The following is a 25,351-nucleotide window of genomic DNA, read 5'->3' as shown; positions in this document are numbered from 1 at the left end:
GTGCAGTGAATTTGAGACGGAAGTATCTGGGGCAGTTCGATGTCCCAGTAGTTGGGGTGATGGCATCCCCCATTGGGTTGAGGTATTGGCCTCACGCCCAATGTAGCCCGGCAAGTGAAAGTCGTTTCACAAACCGGGAAAGAATCCCTCGCCTTTAGGCGGGAGAGAATGTCAATGGATCGGTTCTCTTGCTTCGGATAGAAGGGGAAATCTTTGGGTGGCGGGGGTAACTCGGGGAGCCTTTCCTGACCAACCCCGATCGCGTCAGCGGGACGGAGTCCTTTCGCGTCAGCGGGACGGAGTCCTTGCGGGCATGAAAGATGTCTTGGTACTCAAATACGCTCGTTAGGCTGAGGCTTTGCCAGGGCGGGATCCCTCTGCGGCAGCTCAACACCCCAGTAGCCAGCAGAAAGCTGCCCCATGCTAGGCTCTAGGCGGTGCTGCCCTAGTCGGCAAGGGGGGACTTGAAGGATATGAAAAAAAGGGTGGGCAGGGTAGTTTTCGCAAGTGCTTTAACTTTTTTTGCCAGTTCAATTCTTCTGAGAGCCTACGGTTCGCATTCAATCGAGTGGGCTCGCCAGTTCGGAACTCCTGCGAATGAGGTGGCTGACTCTATTGCTGTCGATCGCGCCAGCGGTGCGGAGCACTTTCGCGCCAGCGGTGCGGAGCACTTTCGCGCCAGCGGTGCGGAGCACTTTCGCGCCAGCGGTGCGGAGCACTTTGGACAGGGCAATGCTTGGGTAGCGGGAACCACTACGGGAGCCCTTCCTGACCAGTTGAGCGCTGGGAGCTGGGGTGCTTCTGTGCTTCAAGTACAGTCGCTAAGCCTGAGCTTCCTTCCCTTGGGAGAGCGGCCATGCACCGAATAGCTGCTTTGCCAGGGGGATGGGATCCTTCCCAATCCGGCGTCATTTTCCTGGAGCAGGATCCTGCTCCCATTGTTGTTCTCTCGGCAGCCGATACGGACCTGACGGCTTTGAGCGCGGCCATCCGTCTTTTGCCCCAAGACTTTCCGGCCATACGGGCAGCTAATCTGCTGCAGTTGCAACAGCCCCTAAGCCTGGATGACTATGCCGAGAGGGTGCTGCGGCGGGCGCAGGTGGTGCTCCTTCGCCTGTTGGGGGGAAGGGCCTACTGGAGCTATGGCCTGGAGGTGGCCAAGCAGGTGGCAGCCGAGGAGGGATCCACCCTAATCGTCATTCCTGGGGACGATCGCCCGGACTGGGATTTGGTAAGCCATTCCACTGTGCCTCTGGCGGTGGCGGATCGGGTGTGGCGGTACTGGCTGGAGGGGGGAGCGGAGAATGTGGCTGCCTGTCTGCTGTTTCTGGCTAGGGAGTTTCTGGGGGGCCAATATTCGGCGCCGGATCCACAAGGGTTGCCTCGTCTTGGGATCTACCAACCTCCCGTAGCCTCGCCGACGGATCCCCAAGCTCCCAAGGTGGGGATTTTACTCTACCGGGCCCATGTTCTGGCGGGGAATACAGAGCCGGTGGATCAATTGGCAAAAGCCTTGGTGGAGCGGGGGCTGCAGACTCTGTGCCTTTACACCTACAGCCTTCAAGATCCCGACTTGCCCCAGGCCATTCGGGATCACTTTGGCAGCCAGATTGACCTGTTGCTCAACACCACCAGCTTTTCTCTGGCGCGGTTGGACAGCCACCAGCCCGACGTGAGGCTGTGGCAGGAGTTGGATGTGCCTGTTTTGCAGGTAATCCTCAGCGGTGGATCCCGCCAGAGCTGGGAGGACTCCACGCGAGGACTGGGAGCGCGGGATCTGGCCATGAATGTGGCTTTGCCGGAGGTGGATGGGCGCATCATCAGCCGCGCCGTTTCCTTCAAGGCGGTTCAACAGCGGGATCCCCACTTGCAAACGGAGGTGGTGGCCTATGCGACTGTGCCGGATCGGGTGGAGTTTGTAGCCGATTTGGCGGCCAACTGGGTGAAATTGCGGCGTACCCCCCCTTCCCAGCGGCGACTGGCTTTGATCCTGGCCAACTACCCCAGTCGGGACGGGCGACTGGCCAATGGGGTGGGTCTGGATACCCCTGCCAGTTGTGTGGAAATTCTCAAAGCTTTGGCGGGAGCTGGCTACTCAGTAGATCCCCTGCCCCAGACTGGAGATGAACTCATCCATTGGCTAACCGAAGGCCAGACCTACGACCCCTTGGGATCCCTGCGCCCGGCTCGGCAATGCCTTTCTGCTGCCCTTTATCGAGAGTGGTTTGCCCGCTTGCCTGAGCCCATCCAGACCGACCTCGTCCGGCAGTGGGGGGATCCGCCCTCTCGAGATATTCCCGTGGTGGGACTGCAGTTAGGGCAGGTGTTTGTAGGCATTCAGCCCCCGCGAGGCTACGACCGGGATCCCTCGTTGAACTACCACGCCCCGGATCTGGTCCCCCCCCACGAGTACCTGGCTTTTTACCTGTGGTTGCGGCAGGTCTTCGGCACTCAAGCGGTGGTGCATGTGGGCAAGCACGGCAACCTGGAATGGCTGCCCGGCAAGGGATCCGCCCTTTCCGCCACCTGCTACCCGGAGGTTGCTCTGGGGCCAATGCCCCACTTCTACCCCTTCATCGTCAACGACCCAGGAGAGGGATCCCAGGCCAAGCGGCGAGCCCAGGCAGTGATTATCGACCACCTCACCCCGCCCCTTACCCGCGCCGAGCTGTACGGCCCCCTGGCGGATTTGGAACGGCTGATGGATGAGTACGTGCAGGCCCAACAGTTGGATCCCAGTCGTTGTCCCCTGATTCGCGCCCAGATTCAGGAGCTGGTTCGAGCAGAGCATCTAGACCAACAGTTCAACCTGGAAAAAGAAGAAGATTGGAATCGCCTGGATGGCTATCTCTGCGAGCTAAAAGAATCTCAGATTCGCGATGGGCTGCACATCTTTGGCCGGATCCCTGCCGGCGAGCAGCTTATCGATCTGGTGGTAGCGCTGGCCCGCTACCCCGGCCACGGACAACTGGGGATTACTCAGGCCATTGCCCGCGATTGGGGATGGGACTGGGATCCCTTGACCGCCGACCTGACAGATCCTTGGCCAGAGGGATCCCCGAACTCGCCGTAACCCAAGCCAAGCGTTTTATTTTCCTCTCTCAGGGAGCAAGGAAGAATCTTAAGAGTTAAGAGGAGTTGATCGGGATCCCTCATCAACTCCTCTGTTGGAACAATGGAAGCAGGCTAGAGAAACAGCTGGATCCCGGAATCGTAGCCCAAGACCGGCTCGCGCCTAGGTGCCCCCTGGCCAGCTACCGGGAAGCCCTAGCGGGCGTTTCAATAGCGAGATTGAAAACTCCGCCGCCGCTCGCCGCCACTGTTCCCGTTACCAGAGCGGAAACCTGAGGTGGGGCGTTCTTCTCGCGGGCGAGCTTTGTTCACCTTGAGGTCGCGCCCCATCCATTCTGCCCCATCCAGAGCAGCAATGGCAGCCTGCTCCTCTGCTTCAGAGCTCATTTCCACAAACCCGAAGCCCCGAATGCGGCCTGTCTCGCGGTCAGTGGGGATTTGCACCCGCTTGACAGAACCGTACTCAGCAAAAACAGCGGTCAAATCCGCTTCTGTCACCTTAAAGGAAAGGTTGCCAACATAAATCGACATAGACGATCTCCGAAAGAGAGAGTAACAAAGGGTGAGATGTTCGGAGAGCCGTCTGCCAATACAAAACGTGAAAATCCGTCAAGACCAGAAGAAACGAGCACTACAACCGATAACAATCTCAGCTTCTATCCTAACACAGAAGCAGGGGTTCACCACTTCGATTTCGCGAAATTCTGGGGACATTGCCTTCACACCCCAACTGGCCCGGCCCAAACACTCCGCTGCCCTACCTGCGCTGACGCCATCTCAGCCCAGCTTCTCCAGCCTGGATCCCAGTAACCTCATCTGGGCTTCCAGCTCTGCCAGTTGTTCCTGACTGGCTTGCACCACTTCAGGGTTGGCCCGGTTGAGAAAATTGGGGTTCTCCAAGCGGGCGCGGATCCCTTGGGCCTCTTTTTCCAGTTTGGCCAGGTCTTTTTGCAGTTTGGCCCGCAGCGCTTCCACATCCACCAGTCCTGCCAAGGGCATCAGCACCTGCACCGTGCCCACCACTGCAGCCGCCACCTGTTTGGGCTCCGTGGCCAGGGATCCCGTAATCTCCAAAGCCTCGGCCTTAACCAGATCCCGGATATAAGCTTGGGCAGCCGTCAGGATCCGCTGCTCGGCGGGATCGGTAGTGAGCAAAAGGGCCCTGATGGTCTGATGGGGCTTGAGGCCGGTTTCTGCCCGCAGGTTGCGCAGGCTGGTAATGGTTTGGATCACCAAGCCAAACTCCCGCTCCAGTTGAGGGTCGATCCAACTGGGATCTGGGGTGGGATAGGGCTGCACGGAGATAGAGGTGGTTTGGTTGGCCTGGGTGAGCAGCTGCCAGATCTCCTCGGTGATGTGGGGCATCCAGGGGTGCAGCAGCTTGAGAATGGTTTCCAAAACGGTGGCCAGCACCTGCTGCGCTGCGCGTTTGGAAGCCAGGTCTTCTCCCCGCAGCCGGGGCTTGACCAGCTCGATGTACCAGTCGCAAAAGTCATCCCAAATGAGAGAGTAGAGCAGGCGCGCCCCCTCGCCCAGGCCATAGGCTTCCAGCTCGGCGATGACTTGGGTGGCTGTGGAGTGCAGCCGCGACAGGATCCAGCGATCGGCCAGCTCCAGCGCTTCGGGGGCAGGGGATCCCAGCTGGGCGGGGGTCTGTCCCTCCAAGTTGATGAGCACAAAGCGGGAGGCGTTCCAGATCTTATTGGCAAAGTTGCGGGCGGCCTCCACGCTGGCGCTCTCCCCCGTCTTGCGGTCGTAGGCCAGGCGGATATCCTGCCCTGCCCCCACCACCTCCTTGACCAGGGCATAGCGCAGGGCGTCGGTGCCGTATTTGTCCAGCAGCTCCAGGGGATCGATGCCATTTCCCTTGGTTTTGGACATTTTCGCCCCGTGCTCATCCCGCACCAGGCCATTGATGTACACGTCTTTGAAGGGAATCTGGCCGGTAAATTGGGATCCCATCATGGCCATGCGGGCCACCCAGAAGAAAATGATGTCAAAGCCCGTGGACATCAGGGAGTTGGGATAGTAGCGTTTGAAATCCTCGGTCTCTTCCGGCCAGCCCAGGGTTGAAAAGGGCCACAGAGCAGAGCTAAACCAGGTATCCAGCACATCGGGATCCTGTTCCACCCGCTCAACTTCTGGGCCAAACTTTTCCCGTGCCTTGAGCAGCGCTTCCTCGCCGTTGCGGGCCACCACAAAAGCTTGGGGATCCTCGAGAAGCTGGCCATTGAGGACTGGATACCAAGCTGGGATCTGATGGCCCCACCACAACTGCCGAGAAATGCACCAGGGGCGCAGCTTTTCCAGCCAGCCCGTGTAGACTTTGGTCCAGCGCTCAGGGATAAAGCGGGGGCTATTTCGTTGGTATTCCTCTTCCAAACAGCGAGCCCCCATCCCCGAGACATCGCAAAACCACTGAATGGAAAGCAAAGGCTCGATGGGCACGCCGCCGCGGTCGCTGTGGGGAACGGTGTGGGTGTAGTCCTCCACCTTCTCCAGCAGGCCATGTTCGGCAAACCACTGCACCACCTTTTCTCGGGCCACAAAGCGATCTAGGCCGGTGAAAGGATCCCCGTTTTCGTTGAGGGTGCCGTCTTTATTGAGGATGTTGATGAAGGGCAATTGGTGCCGTTTGCCGATTTCAAAGTCGTTGGGGTCGTGGGCCGGGGTAATTTTCACACACCCGGAGCCAAAGGAGGGATCCACATACTCATCCGCAATGATGGGGATGAGGCGATTTTTAATGGGCAGGCGAATGAACTGGCCGATGAGATGGCAATAGCGCTCGTCTTGGGGGTTCACCGCCACCGCCGTATCCCCCAGCATGGTCTCGGGCCGAGTGGTGGCCACCACCAGATACTGGCTGGGATCCTCGGCCAAGGGATAGCGAAAATGCCACAGGTGGCCCTTGACCTCTTTGTCGTCTAGCTCAATGTCTGACACCGCCGACTGGGTGGCCGGGCACCAGTTCACCAAATACTCGCCCCGGTAAATCAACCCCGCCTCGTATAGCCGCACAAACGCCTCGGTTACCGCCCGGCTCAACCCCTCGTCGAGGGTAAAGCGATCCCGCGTCCAGTCCAGAGATAGGCCCAGCCGCCGCAACTGGCTCTTGATGGCTCCCTGCGACTGCTCCTTCCAAGCCCAGGCTCGCTCCAGAAAAGCCTCGCGGCCCAGATCGAAGCGGGTCTTGCCCTCTTGGCGCAGTTGGTTTTCCAGGATGGTGTGCACGGCGATGCTGGCATGGTCTGTGCCGGGGAGCCAGAGCACGTTGTAGCCGCGCATGCGCTTGTAGCGCGTCACCACATCCGGCAGGGTAAAGGCAAAAGCATGGCCCATGTGCAGGTTGCCCGTCACATTGGGCGGGGGCAGCACCATGCTAAAGGCCTCTCCCGGCGCCTTGGGATCCGCCACGTAAAAGCCCTTCTCCTCCCAAAAGCGCTGCCACTTCGGCTCGGTCTCGAAGGGGTTGTACTGGCTGGGCAGGTTGGCGGAGGAAATTGCAGCAGTCATAGGGAGGATAGGCCAACGGCTGAGAAGGACGGATCACCTTATAGAGTAGCAGTCTAGCTCTCTGCTCTTCGGGATAGGGCGGCCCATCGGTCTTGACCCCGATCACACAGCTAGAGAGGGATTCCGAGCTAGGGTACTGCCATCCTCAGCGTTTGGGTACTGCGTTATGTCCAGATCATTGACGGCAACGGTCCTGATGGCTCTGATGGCTCTATCCCCTGGGATCCCTGCCTTGGCGCAACAGGACTGGAAGAGATCAGAGAGAGACATCCTACTTTGTCGTGGGGAGCCTTTTGAACCAGGCTCTCTGGCAGGTTATGAAGCTTGCTTCAGTGCTCGCCTTCATCCGGATGAACAATCCTGGCCGCCTCTACTACCCCTGATAGGCCTGTATTTTATCCCGCACGCTGACTACTCTTTTTGCTTTGTAGGTGCAGGAAAGCCCGGTAGCCTGGAGGCAATTCTCGTCGGTCGAAGTGGAGAGCTCATCTTTGGCCTAGATAGCCCCTCAACCCCTTCTGAACTAGAAGTAGAAACCCCCCAGATTATCCGGCAGAAGGCCCGCATTCTCGAGGTGGAGGGGGATCCTGGGGATCCTGTTGCCGGTTTCAGCCAACTGGTGGTTTACGACGAAACCGAGTTGAACTTGGAGGGGTTCGTGCCTGTGACTGCGCCTCCAGGATACCTCATTTCGCCGGACGAGTTTTTAGAGGCTCCCGAGTGCCAAGCCATTTTGAATTGAGGACTCCTCCACTTGTAACTGGTGTGCGTTCTTGGGTTTTGGCAGGCTTACGAGATGGCTCTAGAGCCCAGAGTAAGCGTTGAGCCATTCCATGAAGTAAAACACCAGTGGCGCGGTGAACACATAGCTGTCTCCCCGATCCAAGATGCCACCGTGGCCCGGGATCAGATCCCCGGAATCTTTCACCCCTGCATCCCGTTTCATCAGAGATTCTGTGAGATCTCCCAGCAGGCTGGTTAACCCAATCAAAAACCCCAGAATGCCCCCACTCAACCAGCTCCACGGCCAGCCCAGGTAATAGGCTCCAACCACCGCAAGGGTCATGCTGGCGGCAATCCCGGCTACCGCCCCTTCCACCGTTTTCTTCGGGCTGAGGATGGAGAGCTTGGTGCGCCCAAAGGCCCGACCACACAGGTAGGCCCCCACATCGGCAGCGATCACGCAGCCAATGGCCAGCAGCGTAATCCATAGCCCTTCGCCCAGCCCTTGCGCAAAAGACAAGGCCCTGACCCGAATCCAAAAACTGGGCAGCAACGCACAGTAGAACAACCCCAAAATCGAGGTGGCAATATCGGCAATGGTGGCCACCTTGGGCTTAAAGAGCAAATAAAAACAGATGATCGATCCCGCCACGATAAAGGCAGGGCTGGTCCACTCCGGCCTCACCTGCTGTAAAACAACCAGCACCTGGCTGGAAAACATGGTGGTGCGCATGGCCGGCGCATTGCCTTTGGCTTGCACCAAGCGAAAAAACTCCAGTTGGGCCAAAAAAATGATCAGCCCAATGGCTGCAGTAAAATACCAGCCCCCTAGCAGGGTGACCGCCAACGCAAACAACACCGCCGCAAAACCGCTAACCCAACGGGCTCCCATGGGCGCACCCCGTCACGTTGGCTGGCCAAATACCTCTCGCCCCCGGCTCCAGCAGATCGACGTCCAAGCCGAGAGCAGAAGAAACCCCCCCTCTGGTGTTCAAGATTCGCGTTTGCGGGACGGAGTCCTGATGCGGCTGCTGCAATGGAAACGCCTCTTGCCCTAGCCTTTCAGTTTAACTCCCTTGACCTCGAAACAACCGCTTTCGGCCCTGCAGGATGGGATTTCCAGGTAAGGTGGCAGACAGACTGGAGCATGAGATAATGGGCAAACCGCAAAGCTCACTGCTGACCGCCTAAGATACCTCTGATTCGTTGCACCGCAGCATGGTTCAAGAACTTACTTCGCGCTCCACAACTGCTCGCATTTCTGCCGAAGAGGCTCGTCTTCTTTATGAAGACATGGTGCTGGGCCGCCTGTTTGAAGACAAGTGCGCCGAAATGTACTACAAGGGCAAGATGTTCGGCTTTGTGCATCTGTACAACGGCCAAGAGGCCGTCTCTACGGGGGTGATCAAGGCGCTCAAGCCCACCGACTACGTGTGCAGCACCTACCGCGATCATGTGCATGCCCTCAGCACCGGGATCCCGCCGCGGGCGGTCATGGCAGAGTTGTTCGGCAAGGCCACCGGCTGCAGCAAGGGTCGGGGTGGTTCCATGCACCTCTTCTCGGCGGAGCACAATTTCTTGGGGGGCTATGCCTTCGTGGCCGAAGGGATCCCAGTGGCGACGGGGGCTGCTTTTTCTGCCAAATATCGGGGCACCGACCAGGTAACCGCCTGCTTCTTCGGGGATGGAGCCTGCAACAACGGCCAGTTTTACGAGTGCCTCAACATGGCTGCCCTCTGGAAGTTGCCCATCATCTATGTGGTGGAAAATAACTTCTGGGCTATTGGCATGGCCCATGAACGCGCCACTTCCGACACCGATATTTACCGCAAAGGCCCGGCTTTTGGCATGCCCGGCTACCAGGTGGATGGGATGGATGTGCTAGCAGTGCGAGAGGCCGCCCAACAGGCCATCGCCCGCGCCCGTGCCGGAGAAGGCCCCACCTTGCTGGAGTGCATCACCTATCGTTTCCGGGGCCATTCTCTGGCCGACCCTGACGAGCTGCGCAGTCCTGAGGAAAAAGAGTTCTGGCGGCAGCGGGATCCCATCAAGCAACTGGAACGCTATGCCCTGGAGCACAACCTAATGACCGAGGCAGACTTCCAAGCCATCCACGCGGAGGTCAGCGCCGTGATTGAGGACGCGGTTCTTTTTGCTCTGGAAAGCCCAGAGCCAACCCTGGACGAGCTGCACCGTTTTGTCTTTGCCGAAGACGAGTAGACCCCCCCAGGTACCGGGGGAGTTCAGGAGCCGAGATCTTGCTTGGCCGGAGGATCCCTGGCCAGCTCGGGCGGCCTATCCACCCGACGGAGCGCTATCGCGCCGGATCCCTTGAGGATCCTCGATGATTGGCATTGGAGAAACCTTCTCGAGATCTGCGCTATTGCGCAGATTTTTTTGTAAATATCGCTTCCCATTTGTTTACACAGCTTCATATCATTGAGGTATCGAGCATGAGTATTTATTCCCGGTCATGAGCAATCCTCTTGAGTTTCCCTGGCTGTCGGTGCTGGTGCTCTTGCCTCTGCTGGCAGCCTTCGGGATCCCCTTGATCCCCCAGAGCCGTTGGGTGCGTTGGTATGCCCTCGCTGTGGGGGCTTTTGATTTGGGCCTGATGGTCTATGTCTTTGCGCGGCACTATGACCTGCAGGACTTTTCTCTGCAACTGGCAGAGCGCTACGCCTGGGTGCCCCAAATTGGATTCCACTGGTCGCTGGCGGTGGACGGCCTCTCCTTCCCGCTGGTGTTGCTGTCGGGTTTGATCACAACCCTGTCGATTGTGGCGGCTTGGAATCTCACCCATAAGCCGCGTTTGTTTTTCTTCTTGCTGCTGCTGATGTACGGTGCCCAGGTGGGCGTATTTCTGGCGCAGGACATGCTCCTTTTCTTCCTGATGTGGGAGATTGAGCTGGTGCCGGTCTATCTGCTCATCTCCATCTGGGGTGGGCCGAAGCGCCAGTACGCCGCCACCAAGTTCATCCTCTACACCGCCGCCGCCTCCATTTTTATCTTGGTGGGATCCCTGGCGATGGCCTTCTACGGCGAGGGCTTTAGCCTGGAGATGGCAGAGCTGAGCGCTAAGTCTTACCCGGTGGCCTTGGAGCTGTTGGCCTATGCGGCTTTGCTGATCGCCTTTGGGGTGAAGCTGCCGATTTTTCCGCTGCACACCTGGCTGCCGGATGCCCACAGCGAAGCCTCTGCTCCCATTTCCATGATCTTGGCGGGAGTTCTGCTCAAGATGGGTGGCTATGGCCTGATCCGCATGAATGTGGGCATGTTGTCGGAAGCCCACGTGTACTTCGCCCCTGTGCTGGCGGTGTTGGGTGTGGTGAACATCATTTACGGGGCGTTGGCCGCCTTCGGTCAGAACCATCTCAAGCGGCGCTTGGCCTATTCATCCATCGCCCACATGGGCTTTGTGTTGATCGGGATCTCCGCCTTTACGGAGCTGGGCATCAATGGGGCAGTGCTGCAAATGATCTCCCACGGTCTGATCGCTGCAGTTTTGTTCTTCCTGACGGGGATCACCTACGAGCGCACCCACACCCTTGCCCTCGACAAGTTGGGAGGGTTGGCCAAGCAGATGCCGAAGGCTTTTGCCCTGTTTACGGCGGGATCCCTGGCCTCTCTGGCGCTGCCGGGGATGAGCGGATTTGTGGGTGAGCTGACGGTGTTCTTGGGCTTGACCACCAGCGATGCCTATGCGCCGACCTTCAAAGCTGGAATTGCCCTGCTGGCGGCAGTGGGCATCATTCTGACGCCCATTTACTTGCTCTCCATGCTGCGGCAGGTGTTCTACGGGGCTCAGGATCCCGGCCTAGTTTTGGAAGATTACCTGGGGGATATGCGCCCGCGGGAAATGGCGGTGGCCCTCTGTCTGCTGTTGCCGATTCTCGGCATTGGCTTCTACCCGCGCCTGGCTACCCAAACCTACGATGTCACGACGGTGGCGGTAGCTGCCCAGTTGCGCAGTGTGTTGGCAACTGAAATCGTGCAGCGGCCTTTCTTCCCCTCGCCAGTGCAACCGGCCCAGGTGGCAGCTCTGCCCCTGGAGGATTGAAAGGAGGTCGAGGGCTCGGCTTCCCTTTGTTCGGTCTTTCTCTATCTACTTCTTCTCTGTCCAGAAGAGCTGGTGTTTGAGGAGCAGCCCCACTCAACATTCAGCTCTTCTTTTGTTTTTTTTAAGTTTTAAGGTTGGGTTTGGGATCCGGGATATCCCTGGGCTGGGATTTTCTTGTGGCCGATTGTTCTTGCGCCGTCCATTCTATCGGTGATCGGTATGAATAGAGTTTTGTTCCATCAGGTTTAGCTGCACCACCAACCACCAGAGGGTTACATCGGAGTAGGTCGCCCGACGCTTGAGCCGAGAAATGGAGTGTACTGGGTTTTGGCTGTCGATCATCCACTCAGAAGCGATGATTTGGCCGCGTTGCTGAGCATTCATTGTTTTTCCCTCCGCTCGCCAACTGCTCAATACTTAGAATGGCTAATATTTAGGATGGCGAATTTGCGCGGGAGCGTGTGAAAAAATATATTACGCAGGGATCCCCAGAGTCGGCTAACTTTCTTAGCAATGAGGATCTCATAGGCCGTTGAGTTGCCGATTTGCCGTCCGGGGATGGGAAAAATGTTGCAGAAGGGGTAAAAGGTTGGGCGAGGGGATTGCCCCTATCTTCACAAGTCTTAAAACCTAGAAAGATTCTATTTTCTCTTGACTTGTCTGTGGGTCTGAATTCCACCTCCCTTCGCCGGCCTCTGCAGCAGCAACCCTTGAGGAGCCTGAGATCGCGATGAGAGCCAAGGCCATCTCTCCCCAGCCAGCCTCTGCTTTTGGAGAAGTGGTGGAAGCCAACACCACAACCTTTGTGGCCCAGTGCTTCGAGCCGGAACGTCTGACCTTCCCACCCATGCCTGCTCTCGGCAGTTGGACGCGCTCCCAAGACGAAGAGACCGGCAACCTAATCTACGGGGTGGTTTGCTATGCCGCCATCGCCCCCATCGACACCGTCCACCGCGCCAGGGCTTTGGGCCTCTCCCCTCAGGAGCTGCGGGAGCAACAGCCCCAAATTTTTGCCATGTTGCGCACCGATTTCCGCGCGGCCATTGTCGGCTTTGTCAGCGGGGGACGAGTCTACCAGTACTTGCCGCCACGGCCTCCCCAGATTCACCAGCCGGTTTATCTCTGCTCCGATACGGAAGTGAGGGAATTTTGCCGCTCTTTCGAGTTTTTGCGCACCCTGCTACAGGTTAACGGGATCCCAACCGATGAGCTGGTGGCTGCCGTGATCCGCCAGACTTACCGAATCCTGAACCGAGATCGCAACTGGCTTTTACAGGCAGGTCGGCAGTTGAGCTCTCTGTTGCGGGATGATTATGAGCATCTCAGCGCAATTTTACGAAAGATTGAAGCCTAAGCGAAGAAATATTGAGAATGGCCTTGGATCCCTCTGGAATCGAGTCGGGGGGTGATAACCTGAGGCCGTTTCCTATGGAATTGATTCCCTTTGAATCCTCTTTCTGCTGTAAAAATGTTTAACAAATTCAATCCTTCTGACAAACCCTCCAAAGGCAATTGGGCAGGTCGTACCTTTTCTGCAGCTGCGGGCGCTTCGGTGGCAGCCGGTGTTTGCATTGCCCACGGTCAGCCGGCTTATGTGTCGCTGTTGGTGGCCTGTTGCGCGACGGTGTTTACCCTCGTTTTGGATGAAATGGGCTGGATCTAGGCTCGGTTTCAACTTCAGCTTTGGTTTTGCTGCATAAGAAGCCGCTCTAAAGCAGAGACTAACCAATCCAATAGGGATCCCTGGCCCTCTGGGTTTGCTGCTTGCGTGAAAGGATCCCTTCATCTTGCTTCGCGGGCTGCCCGCACCAACAATCCTGCTGTGATCAGCCCTGCCAGAATAGAGCTGCCGCCATGACTGAACAAAGGCAGGGGCACACCTGTGGTGGGCAGAACCCCGGTGACCACGCCGATGTTCATCAGCGACTGCCCCACCAAAAACATCAGGCAGCCACAGGCTACTAAGCGAATGGTCAGCTCTCGACAGCGCCCCATCACCCGCCAGCCCAGCAGAGTGTAGAAGGTCAGCAACCCCAGAAAGAACAGGGATCCGGCCAAGCCAAACTCTTCTGCATACACCGAGAAGATGAAGTCGGTGTATTGGATGGGCAGGTAGAACAGCTTTTGCTGGGAGAGGCCATATCCCTTGCCCCACAGGCCGCCGGAGCCAATGGCCAACAGGCTTTGCACCAGCTGGTAGCCATCCCCTTGGGCGTTACCCCAGGGATCCAAAAAAGCCAAGATGCGCCGCCGTTGGTAATCTTTGCTGAGAATGCTCACCACAGCCGCCAGAATCCCCAGCCCCGCTGTGGCCAAAAGGGTGAAAGCTGGGATCCCGGCGGTCCAAGCCATGACCCAGAGGGTGAGGCCGCAGATGGCCGTGGTGCCCAGGTTGGGCTGGGCGAGGATCCCCAAGAGCGCAAAGGCGAAGATGCCCGCCCAGAGGACGCGGAACCAGAGGGGATGGTGAAACCAGCGGCCAAAAACCCAGGATCCCTGCAAGACCAACAGGGGCTTGAGCAATTCCGAGGGCTGGATAACAGGGATCACCTTCAAATCCAGCCAGCGGCTGGCCTCCAGGCGGGAAACCCCCAACCCCGGCACCTGGGTGGCCCACACCAAGCCAACTCCCACCAAGCAGAGGATCCCGGCCCAGGGGAACCAGCGCCGCAATGGGATCCGCACCAGAGCCCAGAAACAGCCCAGACCCAGCCCGGCCCAGAGCAATTGGCGCTTGAAAAAGTAGAGGCCATCGCTGGTGATCCGCTGAGCCACCGGGTAGGAAGCAGAAAACAGCATCAGCAGCCCCAGCACCAGCCAGATCAAGGTGAGCCAGCGCAGCCAGCGAGCCTCAGCATTCCAGGGATCCCTGGAGGGCTTGGCAGCAGGCTCGGAAATGGTTGCCACGGTGTTCAAAGCTGGAGTACTGGTCAAAACTGGCACAGGCGGGGGACAGCAAAATGGTGATGGGTTGAGCGGGCTTCCCCAAGCTCTGAGCTTGACGCGAAAGGGAACAAGCCGCTGCAAAGGCTCTTTCCACCGCTACATCTAGGGTTGGCACCAGCTCAACGTCAGTATAGTGGATCCCCTGGAGGGCCTCTGCCAGCACTGGGGCAGACTCCCCCATCAGCAACACGCGGGCCACCTTGGCCCGAATCAACCGCAACCAGGCGCCGGGATCCCCCTGCTTGGCCCTTCCCCCGGCAATCAGAATAATGGGTGGGGAGAGGGCGTTGAGTGCCACCCAGCCGGCTTCGTAGTTGGTGGCCTTGCTGTCGTTGACAAAGCGGATGGGGGTGGCTCCCACCTGGATTTGCGCCACCCGCTCCAGTCGATGGGGCATGCCGGCAAAAGATCGGATGGCTTTTTGAATGGCAACGTTGGGGAGCCCAGCTAGACGCGCTGCTGCCGCCGCCAAGAGCAGGTTTTGCAGATTGTGTTGGCCAGGGCAGCGTTCTGCAAAGTCCTCCAGCTCCGCCACCATCTCCCCCTGGATGTAGAGGCGGTTTTCCCGCAGGTCAACGGTTGCAGTGAGATCCCGGTCACAACAGCCTTGGGTAGCAACAAGGGAAGTCCAATAGGTATTTTCCCAGTCCTGCCGGCGGCGGCACAGGTAGGGATCCTCGCCGTTGAGCACCCGCCACTGGGCCCGATCCAAAAGGCGAGCCTTGAAGCTGGCATAGCGCTCCAGCGTCCCATGCCGTTCTAGGTGATCGGGAGTGAAGGTGGTCCACACCCCAATACGCGGCGGGCCTCCAGGAGTGCTGCTCATGAGGCGGCTGCTGGCTTCCAACTGATAGCTGCTCAGCTCCGCCACGATCCAGTCCGGCTCTAGCGTTCCCTGGAGCGTTGCCAAAGCCACCTGCGACAGGGGCAGGCCGATGTTGCCGCAGGGGATCCCTTGCAACCCCGCCGCCTTGAACATTTCCGCCACCAGAGCCGTGGTGGTGCTTTTGCCGTTGGTGCCGGTGATCCCCACCCAGGGTAGGTGGTCAAGATAGATCCAGGCCAGCTCCGCCTCTCCCACCACCGGGATCCCCTGTTGACGCACCGCCTGCAGCAGCGGGTGATCCCAGGCAATGCCCGGACTGACCACCACCTGCTCCACTCCTTCGGCCAGTTGAAAAGGCTGCCCCAGCCGAACCGGGATCCCTTCTTGATTGAGCTCAGCCTGCCGCTGTCTGAGAAGAGGGGAATCTTGCTCATCCCAAACCAGCACTTCATAGCCCTGGGCCCGCAACAGTCGCGCTGCCGCCAGCCCCGCAATGCCTAACCCCAAAACTTGATGTTGCACGTTGGTTTCTACTTCGTTTCTTTATTTGGGGATCCCTGCTTGGATCTTACCGGTCACGTCCTTGACCCGCATGTTTTTGTTCGACACTCCCCTTGCTTATGGGGGTAACCAGTTGGTGGAGTGGATGGAGTTTTCCTAGCCGCCTGGATGGCTAACTTGGGAATAGGCTGGAGACCAGTCCGCCGGCCACCCTCTACAACCCGTGCAGATTTGTCTTTGGCGTAGAAAAGATTCCACCTAGCCTGCCAGCCTCACTTTGTGGATGCTGTAGGAAATTTTCTTCCCTATGCATCATCTACTCAATCTTCCAAGGGATCCAACTTGGGATCCAGACTCTTGGCCGTTAGACGCAGAGCCTCCGCCTGATCCATCACCCGTGGAGCTTGCACTGCCGTTTCAAGGCCCTGGCGATAGCTCTCCCACAGGGGCATTTCTGGGTAGGTCTGCTGCAACTCGCTGATCTGATCCAGAAGGGCCTCCAGCCAGCCGGCCGTGCTCCAGGTGAGCAAAAACTGGAAGGGGTTCCAGAGGTTGAGCTGCCGCCCCAATTCATTTAGGCTCTCGTTGCGAATGGGCGGATCGAAGATGTCCGCCACCGTCATTAACTGGCGGGCCAGCAGGGGTCTGAGGATTTTCTCGGCAGCTTCCACCACAGCAGGGATGGCAGCCTGGATCTGGTTGGGTCTGGGAATATTCCGCGCTTGGGGCAAGGCTTGTAGCACCAACTCCAGTCGCCGCTCTGCCTCTGCCGATTCCAAAGCCGATTCCAGGGTGGTGCCCACGCTGAGAAACACTTCTCCCGTCAGCAGCCGCACTGCATCGATGACCAGGTGATACAAGGGGGGGATCACGAGCTTAATCCACTCACTCTGGAAAAACTCCCGCAGCCGCCGTGCCGCATAGTCCCCCACTTGGGTGGTCTGGATCCCCACTTGAGTGAGATTGAGATACCAGTCGGGAGGAGATCCCTTGGGATCCAGCCAACGGCGCAGCGTTTGCCATTCTTCTTCTGTGAGGGCAGTTCGTCCCTGTTTTAAGCCAGTTCGCCGCAGCTTGCCCTCGGCATTCAAGAGCTTGCGCAGCTCCGGTGTGCCCAGCAAGGACAAGGCACCTGCCGAACCCACACTGCCGATCTCGATGGCGATCAAGGCGGCCAACAAGGCGGCTGAGGCTTTCACCTGGATCTGGCCGGCTTTGTCCATGTTGCTCTGCACCGCTGTCGCGACCACGAGAGGCAGGCGGCTGTTGCCATAGGCACGGGCACTCATCGCCTCTAGAGCAGAGCGTTGGTCAGAGGTTAGCGTCTGAGCCCAAGAAGGGATCCCGTGGCTTTCCGCCTCTGGATAGGCCGCTTCCTGCAAGCCGTGATACAGCAAGCTGGCCACCCAGGCGCGATCCGCAGCCTGCCGCAAAGAGCCGATGACCACTTCCCATTGGCAGGGGTTAAGCAGGGGCAAGAGCGCTTGCAGCTCTCGGTGGATGGGCTCTGGGGATCCCGCCGTTCTCGACTGTTCCAGAGCGCTTTGCAGCCGATCCCGCGCCTCTCGGCACAGCCCGCCCCACTCCAGTTGCAGGCGAGCCAGGGTCTGTTGCACCGTCTCTTCGGAGCGACGGGGTAGATCCTGCCAGCCCGCTTCCAGCTGCCGCCACAGCTCCTCCCAGTTCAGGCCCTCAGCAGCGCCATTGACGGCATCTGAGGCAACCTTTGAGCTGGGCGAGGCGTTTTGGGGCTCGGAATGGAAAGGGGGATTCAGGGGTTCAGACATGGACAGAATCCGCTTCAAGGGGATCACGGGCATTATAGCTAGGGGTAAAACGCCAGCCGAGGCAAACCCAACGTTTCCGGCCATCCCATCATCAGGTTGAGACACTGCACTGCCTGCCCGGCTTGCCCTTTCATCAGGTTATCGATCACCGACAGGACGATAACGCGGTTGGTGCGGCTGTCCACCTCCACCCCGATCATGCAGGTGTTGGTGCCGGAGACCCATTTGGTTTGCGGGTAGACCCCCCGCGGCAGCACCTTCACCCAGGGAGATTGGCGATAGAAAGCGTTGTAAATGGTGAGCAAATCTTCCCCCACAAAGCCGGGATCCCGCAGGGTGGCATACAACGTGACGTGGATCCCCCGCACCATGGGCACCAGATGGGGCGTAAATTGCACGGTGATGGGGGTGTGGGTCAGGTCGGTGCAGGCTTGCTCGATCTCGGGCGTATGGCGGTGCTGGGCCACTCCATAGGCTGCCAGAGAGCCGTCCACTTCGGCAAACAGGGATCCCACCTTGGGGGTACGACCTGCCCCCGAAACGCCGGATTTGGCATCGAAAATGAGGCTGTCCAGCTCCACCAACCCCTGCCGCAGCAGAGGGGCAACCGCCAACAACGAGGCAGTGGGATAGCAGCCGGGACAGCCTACCAGTTGGGCTTGGGCAATCGCCTCGCGGTAAAGTTCCGGCAACCCATAGACCGCCTGCTCATTGGCCTGGCGATAGGCAGGGCTGGGCCAGTTGGGATCCGTCTGACCCATGCGGTACCAAGATTGGTAGGTGGCCAGGTTGCGAAAGCGGTAATCTGCCGACAAATCCAAGACTTTGCACCCTTTGGCCAGCAAAGGCGGAGCCAGCTCAGCAGCCAGCCCATTGGGGAGAGACAAAAACACCACATCGCTGTTGGCGGCAATGCGATCCACCTCTACCGGCTGAACGGTCAGATCCACGGCCTGGGCCAACTGGGGATAGAGATCCCCGTAGCGCTTGCCGGCGCTGTCTTGCCCAGCCAGGTAGGTGATCTGCACGCCGGGATGCTCGCTCAGCAGCCGCACCAACTGCACCCCTCCGTAGCCGGAAGCGCCGACAATGCCAATGCGGACAGGCTCTGTGGGGTGGGGTGGGCGGGGCGCCATGTTGGCCATGGGGGGTTGCCTGTGCAAGAGGGTTACATGAGGGTCTGCCCTAAGTTCTATCGCATTTTCTTACCCCATTTGACGCTGCATCTTGTCCATTCGCGTTTTCATTCGCGTTAGCGTTGCGTGGCCATCCAGGGGGATTTGTTATGCTGGGTTCACCTGAGCCGCTCGGGCCTTGGCAGCGGCTTCCGTAATATCTGTCTATGTTCTGTGTAGCTTTCTAATCTGCGGTCTATGCACTATGAGCGATTGATCAACATGGTCTTGCGGGCCTATGGCCAAAGCAGCCGCCATGGCCTGGATCAGGAAACTCTGACCCTCTACTCAGAAGGCCCCTACACCCTCTACAAGCTCACTTCCCATTTCGATCGCCGCTCCATTTTTGTGTTGGCCCAGAATCAGCGGGATATGTTTGTTTCTGGCGATGCGTTTAACAACAAGCTGATCCCAGGGGAATGGCAGGCGTGGCTGCACCAGAAAGCGCTGGGCATCGCTCCCGACACGGCACAAGCAGGTTAGCCGAAGACCATATCTGGCGTGGAAGGATCCCCAAGCCTACGCCCGGCCTGTTGAGATCCAGCCCATGCTGACAATGGCCGCCTACTTCCAGCTCAGAGGGTGGTGGGATCCACAGGTCGCTCCACCTGTCCAGAATCTACCTGCCGTTGGCCAAAACCCCTGGCTGAACCTGTCGGGGCACCACCGAGAGACGATCCAGCTGGGCACAATAGGCCAGATCCTTATCGTTTTCCGGCCCCAGACCCAACAACCGTTGCCCGTGGCTAGAGCGCCTCAACAAACCCAGCAGATCGTCCTGCCAAGTTTGGTAGAGGGCCAAGGCCGCCAAGGTCTCGTCGTTGCCCAACTGGTTCAAAGAGCAGCCCAGGCGATGCAAGATGGCTCCGGCACAGGCAGTATCTTCCAGCGAAAAGGCCCCTTCCCACCCGGATCCCACCAGCCACACCTCGGCAAAGGAGCCCCGTCTGAGAAAATCCACCACGGCCCCCAAGTTCACCAGGGCTGCTGTGATCACCACCGGGATCCCTTCCAGGCGCTGTAGGCTGCGCGTGCCGTTGGTGGTGCTCAGGAAGATGCGCTTGTCCCGCACGCGGTCGGGGGTGTAGTCGAGAGGGGAATTGCCCAGATCAAACCCCGCCACCGCTTTGCCCCCCCGTTCCCCGGCCAAAAGCCGCTGGGAAGCCGGCCAGTTTTGGCTTGCCTCTTGGAGCTGCTGCAGGTGGGCAAACACCTGTACCGCTTCTGCTCCTGCTGCCAGCGCTGTGGCAATGGTGGTGGTGGCCCGCAGCACATCAATGGCCACCGCACACTCCGGGATCCCAGATGAAGGCACCTGTTCGGGCGTATAGAAGTGGAAAAAACGCATGGGGGAAGAGGTAACGTCAGAACTCACGCCGGGCGAACACCAACACTGCCAGAATCAGCAGCAAAAGGGTGTAAACCAAGCCGTACAGTGCATCTCCGAGAAGTTCTGCTGGGGGCGGAACTTGGCCGTAAACCGCAGCATCTCTCAAATTGAGGCGCTCCAAATCCGGCAGGATCAAATAAATCACCTCAAACAGTTTGCCAAATCCGGCATCTTTCACCAGCTTGCTCAGTTGCAGCAGGGCGCGGCTGGCATGGCCCATCAGGAACAGGGCAATGGTGTAGAGGGTGGCCAGAATCGAGGAAGTGAAAACCCCGAACAGCAGGGCTGCGGCAACAATCAGCACCAGCTCTAAGAAAGTGAAGACTGTTGCCCAGAGAATGGCCAAAAGGGGGATCGGGGCCTGCACCAGCAGCAAGCTCAGCAGAAACACGACCGTCATCAGCAGCACCAGCACCGACAGCAGCGCCGATAGGCCCAGATGCTTGCCGACAATGAACTCTGCCCGGCTCATGGGTTTGGCGATCAGCACATACACCGTGCGTTTTTCAATCTCCTTATTCACCAGCCCTGTGCCCACGAAAATGGCCACGATCAGGCCGAAGAAGTGAATGGCTGCCAACCCCAGGTCGGCAATGATTTTGTTGTGGGCCTGGTTGGCCACCTGCGGGATCAAAACAGTGGCTCCCAGCATGGCCACCGCAAATACCATCACCAGGTAGAGAATCCGATCCCGAATCGTTTCCCGGAAAACGTTGTGGGCAATGGCCACCACGCGCGACGCATCCATGGCTGAACCCAAAGCTGTGATGATTCGACTGGTACACTGGTAACAGATCCAGCCTTTATTCTATGCAGTTCCAGGCCCAGATTCAGATTCACCTACGCCCCTCTGTTCTCGATCCCGCCGGGGCTGCGGTTCAGTCCAGCTTGCATCAGCTGGGGCATACCCAGGTACAGCAGGTGCGCATTGGCAAGCATATCCAACTGCAGCTAGAGGCCCCCGACGCCGAGACCGCCCACCGCCAGGTGGATGAGCTGTGCCATCAACTGCTGGCCAACCCGGTGATTGAGACTTATCAAATCCAAGTGGCTGCCATCGGTGGTTAATTTGATGGGTTCACGCGATTTGGGGTTGATCTGATGGCCATTCCAAAAATACCCCCAACCCCTCTTCCATCCCTCTAATCTGACCATCTTCTTTCCTCTCACTTAAGGGATCCCAATGGCTGGCGTGAGGTTTGGCGTTGTTGTTTTTCCGGGTTCCAACTGCGACCGAGATGTAGCCTGGGTAACCCGCGGCCTCTTGGGCTGCCCAACGCGGCTGATCTGGCACCGAGAGACGGATTTGTCGGAGCTGGATGTGGTGGTGCTGCCGGGGGGCTTCAGCTATGGGGATTATTTGCGTTGTGGGGCCATCGCTCGTTTTGCTCCGGTGATGGGATCCCTGAAGGAGCACGTAGCGCGAGGGGGCTATGTGCTGGGCATCTGCAATGGCTTTCAGATCTTAACAGAGGCGGGCCTGCTGCCGGGGGCGCTGGTGCGCAATGCCAACCTGCACTTTATCTGCGACCGAGTGGGGATCCGTATAGAACGGCAGGATCTTCCCTGGACAAGCGCGTATCCCCAGGGATCCACCCTAACCCTGCCCATCGCCCATGGGGAAGGCCGCTATACCTGCGACCCGGATACCCTCAAGCAATTGCAGGATCAAGGGCAGATCGTCTTTCGCTATGCTCCGGTTGCGCCCAACGGCTCTGTGGACAACATCGCCGGCATTTGCGATCCCAGCGGTCGGATCTTGGGTTTGATGCCCCACCCCGAGCGGGCAGCAGATCCTGATTTGCCAGGGCAGGATGGGATCCCCTTCTGGCAGTCGATTTTGCACAGCTTCGCCGCCTAATTCTTCTTCTCCATTCTTCTCCGGGACAGCTCACTCCTGCCTCGGCCCTTGAGACAACACCTGGCGAACTTGATTCACCATCTCCTCGTGATCCACCACTGGCTTGGCGATATAACCATCCGCCCCGCTCTGGGCCAAGAATGCCTCGCGGTCGCCCCGCATGGCGTGGGCCGTCACCAAAATAATGGGGATGGAGCGGCTTTTTGGATCCCCCTTCAGCAGTTGGGCAATGCGGATCCCGTCCACCGCCTCGCCGCGAAAGGTGCTCTGGGACAGGGAAACATCCAACAAAATGACATCCACCTCGTGCCCCTGGGCCAGCTTCAAAATCTGCTCCACATCCTGGCTGTGAAAGACCTCAAAACCTCCCCGCCGTCGCAACACCTTCTCAAAAACACGGGCGTTGATCGGATCATCTTCCACCAGCAGCACTGTTGCCATCGTTAACCCAATCTTGAATCTGAACCCAAGCTAAGCTGTCTCTGGGATCCCAAAAGCCATCCTAAGGCATCCTTAGCGAGTTCAATTTGAGCAGTAGGACAAGCGTTCTCCTACAGAGTACTGAAGAGTACCGAAAAGGGTCTCAGTAGCTCTGAGAACTCCCCCCTCCTCTCCCAAAAGGAAGGATCCTCAGGTTGCCGCTACTTGACTATTTATTTTGGAATCTTATTTTGGAATCACTCCATTCCGAGTTGCCGCTACCCAACCGCAAATAGGAAAGCCGGAGAGAGCTCCGGCCCCATCCAGAACTAAGCCTAAACCACAAATCTCAAAAGAGACTGACCTTCCCTCTGCCTTGCTTGAGCCCGGCACAGCAGGAACGGCAGCCACTACCCTGGGTTACTTCTTGGTAATTCTCGGAGTTTCCCGAAAGGCAACTGCGAAAAACAAAAGGCCCAACGTCAAAAACAGGATAAAGGTGTAGGTGATGGCTTCCATACGAAACCTCCAAGTCAGAATTGCTAAGGATTGCTAAGGGGGGCTTGATTCCAGATTAACTCAGAGCCGCCAGCACCCCATCTCCAAAGTGAAGCAGAGTGCCGACGGCATCGCCGAAAAGGGCTCTAGGCTTCCTGCACCTTGCGGGTAGTGGGATCCCCTACTTTCTGGAAGACGCCGAACTCCACCATTTCCTCGCTCATATTCGGGTCAATACCGGCGAACACATCGCGGAAGAGAGTGCGAGCGCCGTGCCAGATGTGGCCAAAGAAGAACAGCAGGGCAAAGACCGCGTGAGCAAAGGTAAACCAACCGCGGGGGCTGGTGTGGAAGGTGCCGTCCGCTTTGGGAGTTTCTCGGTCGAACTCAAACAACTGACCCAACTGGGCCTGGCGGGCATATTTCTTGACGGTTGCCGGGTCGGTAAACACCTGACCGTCCAGCTTGCCGCCGTAAAACTCCACCGTCACGCCCACCTGCTCAAAGCTATAGCGAGACTCTGCCCGACGGAAGGGAATGTCTGCCCGCACCACGCCATCGGCATCCCGCAGGATAACCGGGAAGGTTTCGAAGAAATTGGGCATCCGCTGCACCGTCAGCTCCCGCCCTTCGCGGTCACGGAACACTGGGTAGCCCAGCCACTCGATGGCAATGCCATCCCCTTTGTTCATGGGGCCAGCTCGGAACAAACCCCCCTTGGCCGGGCTGTTGCCCACGTAGTCGTAGAAGAGCAAAGATTTGGGCAGGGAGTTGTAGGCCTCGCTGCGGGTCATCCCGGCTTCCATAGCCGCATTTACCCGGCGGTTAATCTCCTGGTTGAAATAGCCAGAATCCCATTGGTAGCGGGTGGGACCAAACAGCTCCACAGGGGTAGTGGCGCTGCCGTACCACATGGTTCCGGCCACCACAAAACCGGCAAAAAACACCGCCGCAATCGAGCTGGAAAGCACCGTCTCGATGTTCCCCATTCGCAGAGCGCGATAGAGGCGCTGGGGTGGGCGTACCGTGATGTGAAATAGACCTGCAATGATGCCCACGATGCCTGCAGCAATGTGGTGGGCCACCACCCCTCCGGCGTTGTAGGGGTTAAAACCGGCTGGCCCCCATTCCGGTGCTACCGGCTGGACGTGTCCCGTCGTCGCATAGGGATCGCTCACCCACATCCCCGGGCCAAACACCCCCGTCAGGTGAAAGGCGCCAAACCCAAAGCAGAGGATCCCGGCCAACAGCAGGTGGATCCCAAATATTTTCGGCAGATCCAAAGCCGGCTCGCCGGTGCGGGGATCCCGGAACAGCTCCAGATCCCAGTACACCCAGTGCCAGCAGGCAGCCAAGAAGAGCAAGCCGGACAAAACGATATGGGCAGTGGCTACCCCTTCAAACGTCCAGAAGCCCGCATTGGCTACGCTCTCGCCGTAGATATTCCAACCGCCCCAGGAGTTGACCACCCCCAGGCGAACCATAAATGGCATGACAAACATGCCCTGACGCCACATCGGATTCAGGACAGGATCCGACGGATCGAAAATGGCCGTTTCATAGAGCGCCATCGACCCGGCCCAACCTGCTACCAGAGCGGTATGCATCAGGTGAACCGCGATCAGGCGACCTGGGTCATTCAGTACAACCGTATGGACCCGATACCACGGTAGTCCCATAAAGCTCGGTCCTCCACGTTCTCCAACACTTGCGCGATATCCAGTCAAAATTAAGCCGACATCTTACCTGGGATCCTGACCTGAGCAGTCTCTTCAGAGTCGGGGGGTGCCGCACCCGCTTGAACCCCTGAGCGCACCCAAGAGGATATCGCTCTCAGAATTTCCATCGCGGGCATCAAACAGTATAACGAAACGCTACCGACCTGAGTGGCTTCAGGCAGGATGCCGTCTCACTTTAGGCATCATCATCCCAGATCTCTCGCCAGAGATTAAAAATATGACTTAAAATGTTACAATAATTAGCAACTGTGAGCGCTCTCCTGGCTCAGGCTGAAAGGTGTCGTGGTTTCTGGCAGGGGTATGGCAACGATTCGCTTCGTCAACGAGAACCGAGAGATCTTCGTCGCTGAAGGCGCTAACTTGCGCCTGAAGGCTCTGGAAAACCAGATCGATCTCTACAAAATGATGGCCAAGCTGCTCAACTGCGGCGGCAACGGCCAGTGTGGCACCTGTGTGGTGGAGATTGTCGAGGGATCCGAGCATCTCTCCCCTCGCACCGAGGCAGAAAACCGCAAGCTCAAGCGCAAGCCCGATAGCTACCGCCTTGCCTGCCAGACCAAAGTGCTGGGGGATGTTTCCGTCAAAACAAAGCCCTAGCCTTGGCCCGCCTGTTTTCCCTTTGGGCAAGTCGCACCTCAGAGTGGTATGCTGACTGCCAGTTGGGCTTGTGGCATTTGTGAGTTATGGAGACGAACTACCTGGGCATCTTGGCCACCCTCTTAGTTGTTCTGGTGCCCGCCATCTTCCTGGTGATTTTGTACGTGCAAACCTCCAGCAGATCTGGTGACTGAGTGGGCAGCTCCTGCCGATTCAAATTGGGCAAGGGGTATTCCTAAA

At 58.3% G+C, this 25,351-nt stretch carries 24 protein-coding genes; 11 read left to right on the top strand and 13 right to left on the bottom strand.

Annotated features, from left to right (window positions below):
- Positions 1-602 precede the first annotated feature (602 nt).
- Together NW870_RS05950 and cobN are read left to right on the top strand one after the other, a co-directional pair.
- Positions 603-869, top strand: a complete 267-nt coding sequence (locus NW870_RS05950) for a hypothetical protein (protein ID WP_414374432.1) — start codon at positions 603-605, stop codon at positions 867-869.
- Positions 857-3,073 carry a cobaltochelatase subunit CobN gene (cobN, locus tag NW870_RS05945; RefSeq protein ID WP_414374430.1) on the top strand — a complete coding sequence of 739 codons (2,217 nt, stop codon included), beginning with the start codon at positions 857-859 and terminating at the stop codon, positions 3,071-3,073. The genes NW870_RS05950 and cobN overlap by 13 nt, the downstream gene beginning before the upstream one ends.
- A 206-nt stretch (positions 3,074-3,279) precedes the next feature.
- Here the strand turns inward: cobN and NW870_RS05940 are convergent, their stop codons facing one another.
- Both NW870_RS05940 and NW870_RS05935 read right to left on the bottom strand, forming a co-directional pair.
- Positions 3,280-3,603 carry an RNA recognition motif domain-containing protein gene (locus NW870_RS05940; RefSeq protein WP_414374428.1) on the bottom strand — a complete coding sequence of 108 codons (324 nt, stop codon included), beginning with the start codon at positions 3,601-3,603 and terminating at the stop codon, positions 3,280-3,282.
- A 246-nt stretch (positions 3,604-3,849) separates the two neighbouring features.
- On the bottom strand, positions 3,850-6,588 hold the full coding sequence (locus NW870_RS05935; RefSeq protein ID WP_414350735.1) for a valine--tRNA ligase: 2,739 nt from the start codon (positions 6,586-6,588) through the stop codon (positions 3,850-3,852).
- A 574-nt stretch (positions 6,589-7,162) separates the two neighbouring features.
- Here NW870_RS05935 and NW870_RS05930 point away from each other — a divergent pair.
- Positions 7,163-7,330 (top strand): hypothetical protein, encoded by a 168-nt coding sequence (locus tag NW870_RS05930; RefSeq protein ID WP_414374426.1) that lies wholly within the window; start codon positions 7,163-7,165, stop codon positions 7,328-7,330.
- 60 nt (positions 7,331-7,390) lie between these two features.
- On the opposite strand, the gene NW870_RS05925 is transcribed toward NW870_RS05930, so the two are convergent.
- Positions 7,391-8,203 carry a phosphatidate cytidylyltransferase gene (locus NW870_RS05925; RefSeq protein WP_414374424.1) on the bottom strand — a complete coding sequence of 271 codons (813 nt, stop codon included), beginning with the start codon at positions 8,201-8,203 and terminating at the stop codon, positions 7,391-7,393.
- 326 nt (positions 8,204-8,529) lie between these two features.
- Here NW870_RS05925 and pdhA point away from each other — a divergent pair, with 326 nt between their 5' ends.
- Together pdhA and NW870_RS05915 are read left to right on the top strand one after the other, a co-directional pair.
- Positions 8,530-9,531, top strand: coding sequence for a pyruvate dehydrogenase (acetyl-transferring) E1 component subunit alpha (gene pdhA / locus NW870_RS05920; protein ID WP_011431966.1), 1,002 nt, complete (start codon positions 8,530-8,532; stop codon positions 9,529-9,531).
- Between the two features lie 253 nt (positions 9,532-9,784).
- Entirely contained in the window at positions 9,785-11,371 is a 1,587-nt protein-coding gene (locus NW870_RS05915) for an NAD(P)H-quinone oxidoreductase subunit 4 (RefSeq protein WP_414374422.1), read from the top strand.
- A 204-nt stretch (positions 11,372-11,575) separates the two neighbouring features.
- Here NW870_RS05915 and NW870_RS05910 read toward each other — a convergent pair whose 3' ends face one another.
- Entirely contained in the window at positions 11,576-11,755 is a 180-nt protein-coding gene (locus NW870_RS05910) for a hypothetical protein (RefSeq protein ID WP_011431964.1), read from the bottom strand.
- 346 nt (positions 11,756-12,101) lie between these two features.
- Between NW870_RS05910 and NW870_RS05905 the strand changes: the two genes are divergently transcribed.
- Positions 12,102-12,725 (top strand): hypothetical protein, encoded by a 624-nt coding sequence (locus tag NW870_RS05905; RefSeq protein WP_414374421.1) that lies wholly within the window; start codon positions 12,102-12,104, stop codon positions 12,723-12,725.
- Between the two features lie 428 nt (positions 12,726-13,153).
- On the opposite strand, the gene NW870_RS05900 is transcribed toward NW870_RS05905, so the two are convergent.
- From NW870_RS05900 to argC, 4 genes are all read right to left on the bottom strand, one after another.
- Entirely contained in the window at positions 13,154-14,278 is a 1,125-nt protein-coding gene (locus tag NW870_RS05900) for an FtsW/RodA/SpoVE family cell cycle protein (protein ID WP_414374419.1), read from the bottom strand.
- Complete coding sequence (murD, locus tag NW870_RS05895) at positions 14,223-15,665, bottom strand: UDP-N-acetylmuramoyl-L-alanine--D-glutamate ligase (RefSeq protein ID WP_414374418.1); 1,443 nt, start codon at positions 15,663-15,665, stop codon at positions 14,223-14,225. The genes NW870_RS05900 and murD overlap by 56 nt, the downstream gene beginning before the upstream one ends.
- Positions 15,666-15,964: 299 nt before the next feature.
- Positions 15,965-17,431 (bottom strand): hypothetical protein, encoded by a 1,467-nt coding sequence (locus NW870_RS05890; RefSeq protein WP_414374417.1) that lies wholly within the window; start codon positions 17,429-17,431, stop codon positions 15,965-15,967.
- A gap of 38 nt (positions 17,432-17,469) precedes the next feature.
- Positions 17,470-18,576 carry an N-acetyl-gamma-glutamyl-phosphate reductase gene (gene argC / locus NW870_RS05885; protein ID WP_011431956.1) on the bottom strand — a complete coding sequence of 369 codons (1,107 nt, stop codon included), beginning with the start codon at positions 18,574-18,576 and terminating at the stop codon, positions 17,470-17,472.
- 228 nt (positions 18,577-18,804) lie between these two features.
- Here argC and NW870_RS05880 point away from each other — a divergent pair, with 228 nt between their 5' ends.
- The gene (locus NW870_RS05880; protein WP_011431955.1) at positions 18,805-19,089 is read left to right on the top strand and encodes a hypothetical protein; all 285 of its coding nucleotides are present in this window, start codon (positions 18,805-18,807) and stop codon (positions 19,087-19,089) included.
- A 136-nt stretch (positions 19,090-19,225) separates the two neighbouring features.
- Here NW870_RS05880 and NW870_RS05875 read toward each other — a convergent pair whose 3' ends face one another.
- The gene (locus NW870_RS05875) at positions 19,226-19,954 is read right to left on the bottom strand and encodes a 2-phosphosulfolactate phosphatase family protein (protein ID WP_414374436.1); all 729 of its coding nucleotides are present in this window, start codon (positions 19,952-19,954) and stop codon (positions 19,226-19,228) included.
- Positions 19,955-19,970: 16 nt separating this feature from the next.
- Positions 19,971-20,744, bottom strand: coding sequence for an ABC transporter permease (locus NW870_RS05870; RefSeq protein WP_414330211.1), 774 nt, complete (start codon positions 20,742-20,744; stop codon positions 19,971-19,973).
- A 62-nt stretch (positions 20,745-20,806) separates the two neighbouring features.
- On the opposite strand from NW870_RS05870, the gene purS reads away from it, so the two are divergent.
- Together purS and purQ are read left to right on the top strand one after the other, a co-directional pair.
- Positions 20,807-21,064: a phosphoribosylformylglycinamidine synthase subunit PurS gene (gene purS, locus NW870_RS05865; protein WP_011431952.1), complete on the top strand. Its 258-nt coding sequence runs from the start codon at positions 20,807-20,809 to the stop codon at positions 21,062-21,064.
- Positions 21,065-21,179: 115 nt separating this feature from the next.
- A complete protein-coding gene (gene purQ, locus NW870_RS05860) occupies positions 21,180-21,857 on the top strand; it encodes a phosphoribosylformylglycinamidine synthase subunit PurQ (protein WP_414374415.1) in 678 nt (225 codons plus the stop codon).
- Positions 21,858-21,887: 30 nt separating this feature from the next.
- Here purQ and NW870_RS05855 read toward each other — a convergent pair whose 3' ends face one another.
- From NW870_RS05855 to psbB, 3 genes are all read right to left on the bottom strand, one after another.
- Positions 21,888-22,298: a response regulator gene (locus tag NW870_RS05855; RefSeq protein WP_414343594.1), complete on the bottom strand. Its 411-nt coding sequence runs from the start codon at positions 22,296-22,298 to the stop codon at positions 21,888-21,890.
- A 399-nt stretch (positions 22,299-22,697) separates the two neighbouring features.
- Positions 22,698-22,796, bottom strand: coding sequence for a photosystem II reaction center protein T (locus tag NW870_RS05850; RefSeq protein ID WP_011431949.1), 99 nt, complete (start codon positions 22,794-22,796; stop codon positions 22,698-22,700).
- Positions 22,797-22,921: 125 nt separating this feature from the next.
- Entirely contained in the window at positions 22,922-24,454 is a 1,533-nt protein-coding gene (psbB, locus tag NW870_RS05845) for a photosystem II chlorophyll-binding protein CP47 (protein ID WP_011431948.1), read from the bottom strand.
- A 360-nt stretch (positions 24,455-24,814) separates the two neighbouring features.
- Here psbB and NW870_RS05840 point away from each other — a divergent pair, with 360 nt between their 5' ends.
- Entirely contained in the window at positions 24,815-25,111 is a 297-nt protein-coding gene (locus NW870_RS05840; RefSeq protein WP_414350488.1) for a 2Fe-2S iron-sulfur cluster-binding protein, read from the top strand.
- Positions 25,112-25,197: 86 nt separating this feature from the next.
- The gene (gene psbM / locus NW870_RS05835; RefSeq protein ID WP_071818137.1) at positions 25,198-25,305 is read left to right on the top strand and encodes a photosystem II reaction center protein PsbM; all 108 of its coding nucleotides are present in this window, start codon (positions 25,198-25,200) and stop codon (positions 25,303-25,305) included.
- Positions 25,306-25,351 lie beyond the last annotated feature (46 nt).

The sequence above is a fragment of the Synechococcus sp. R50.1 genome (assembly GCF_047462115.1).
GTDB lineage: Bacteria > Cyanobacteriota > Cyanobacteriia > Thermostichales > Thermostichaceae > Thermostichus.
Note: the sequence above shows the minus strand (reverse complement) of the source record. Positions and strands in the feature narration are given on the sequence as shown.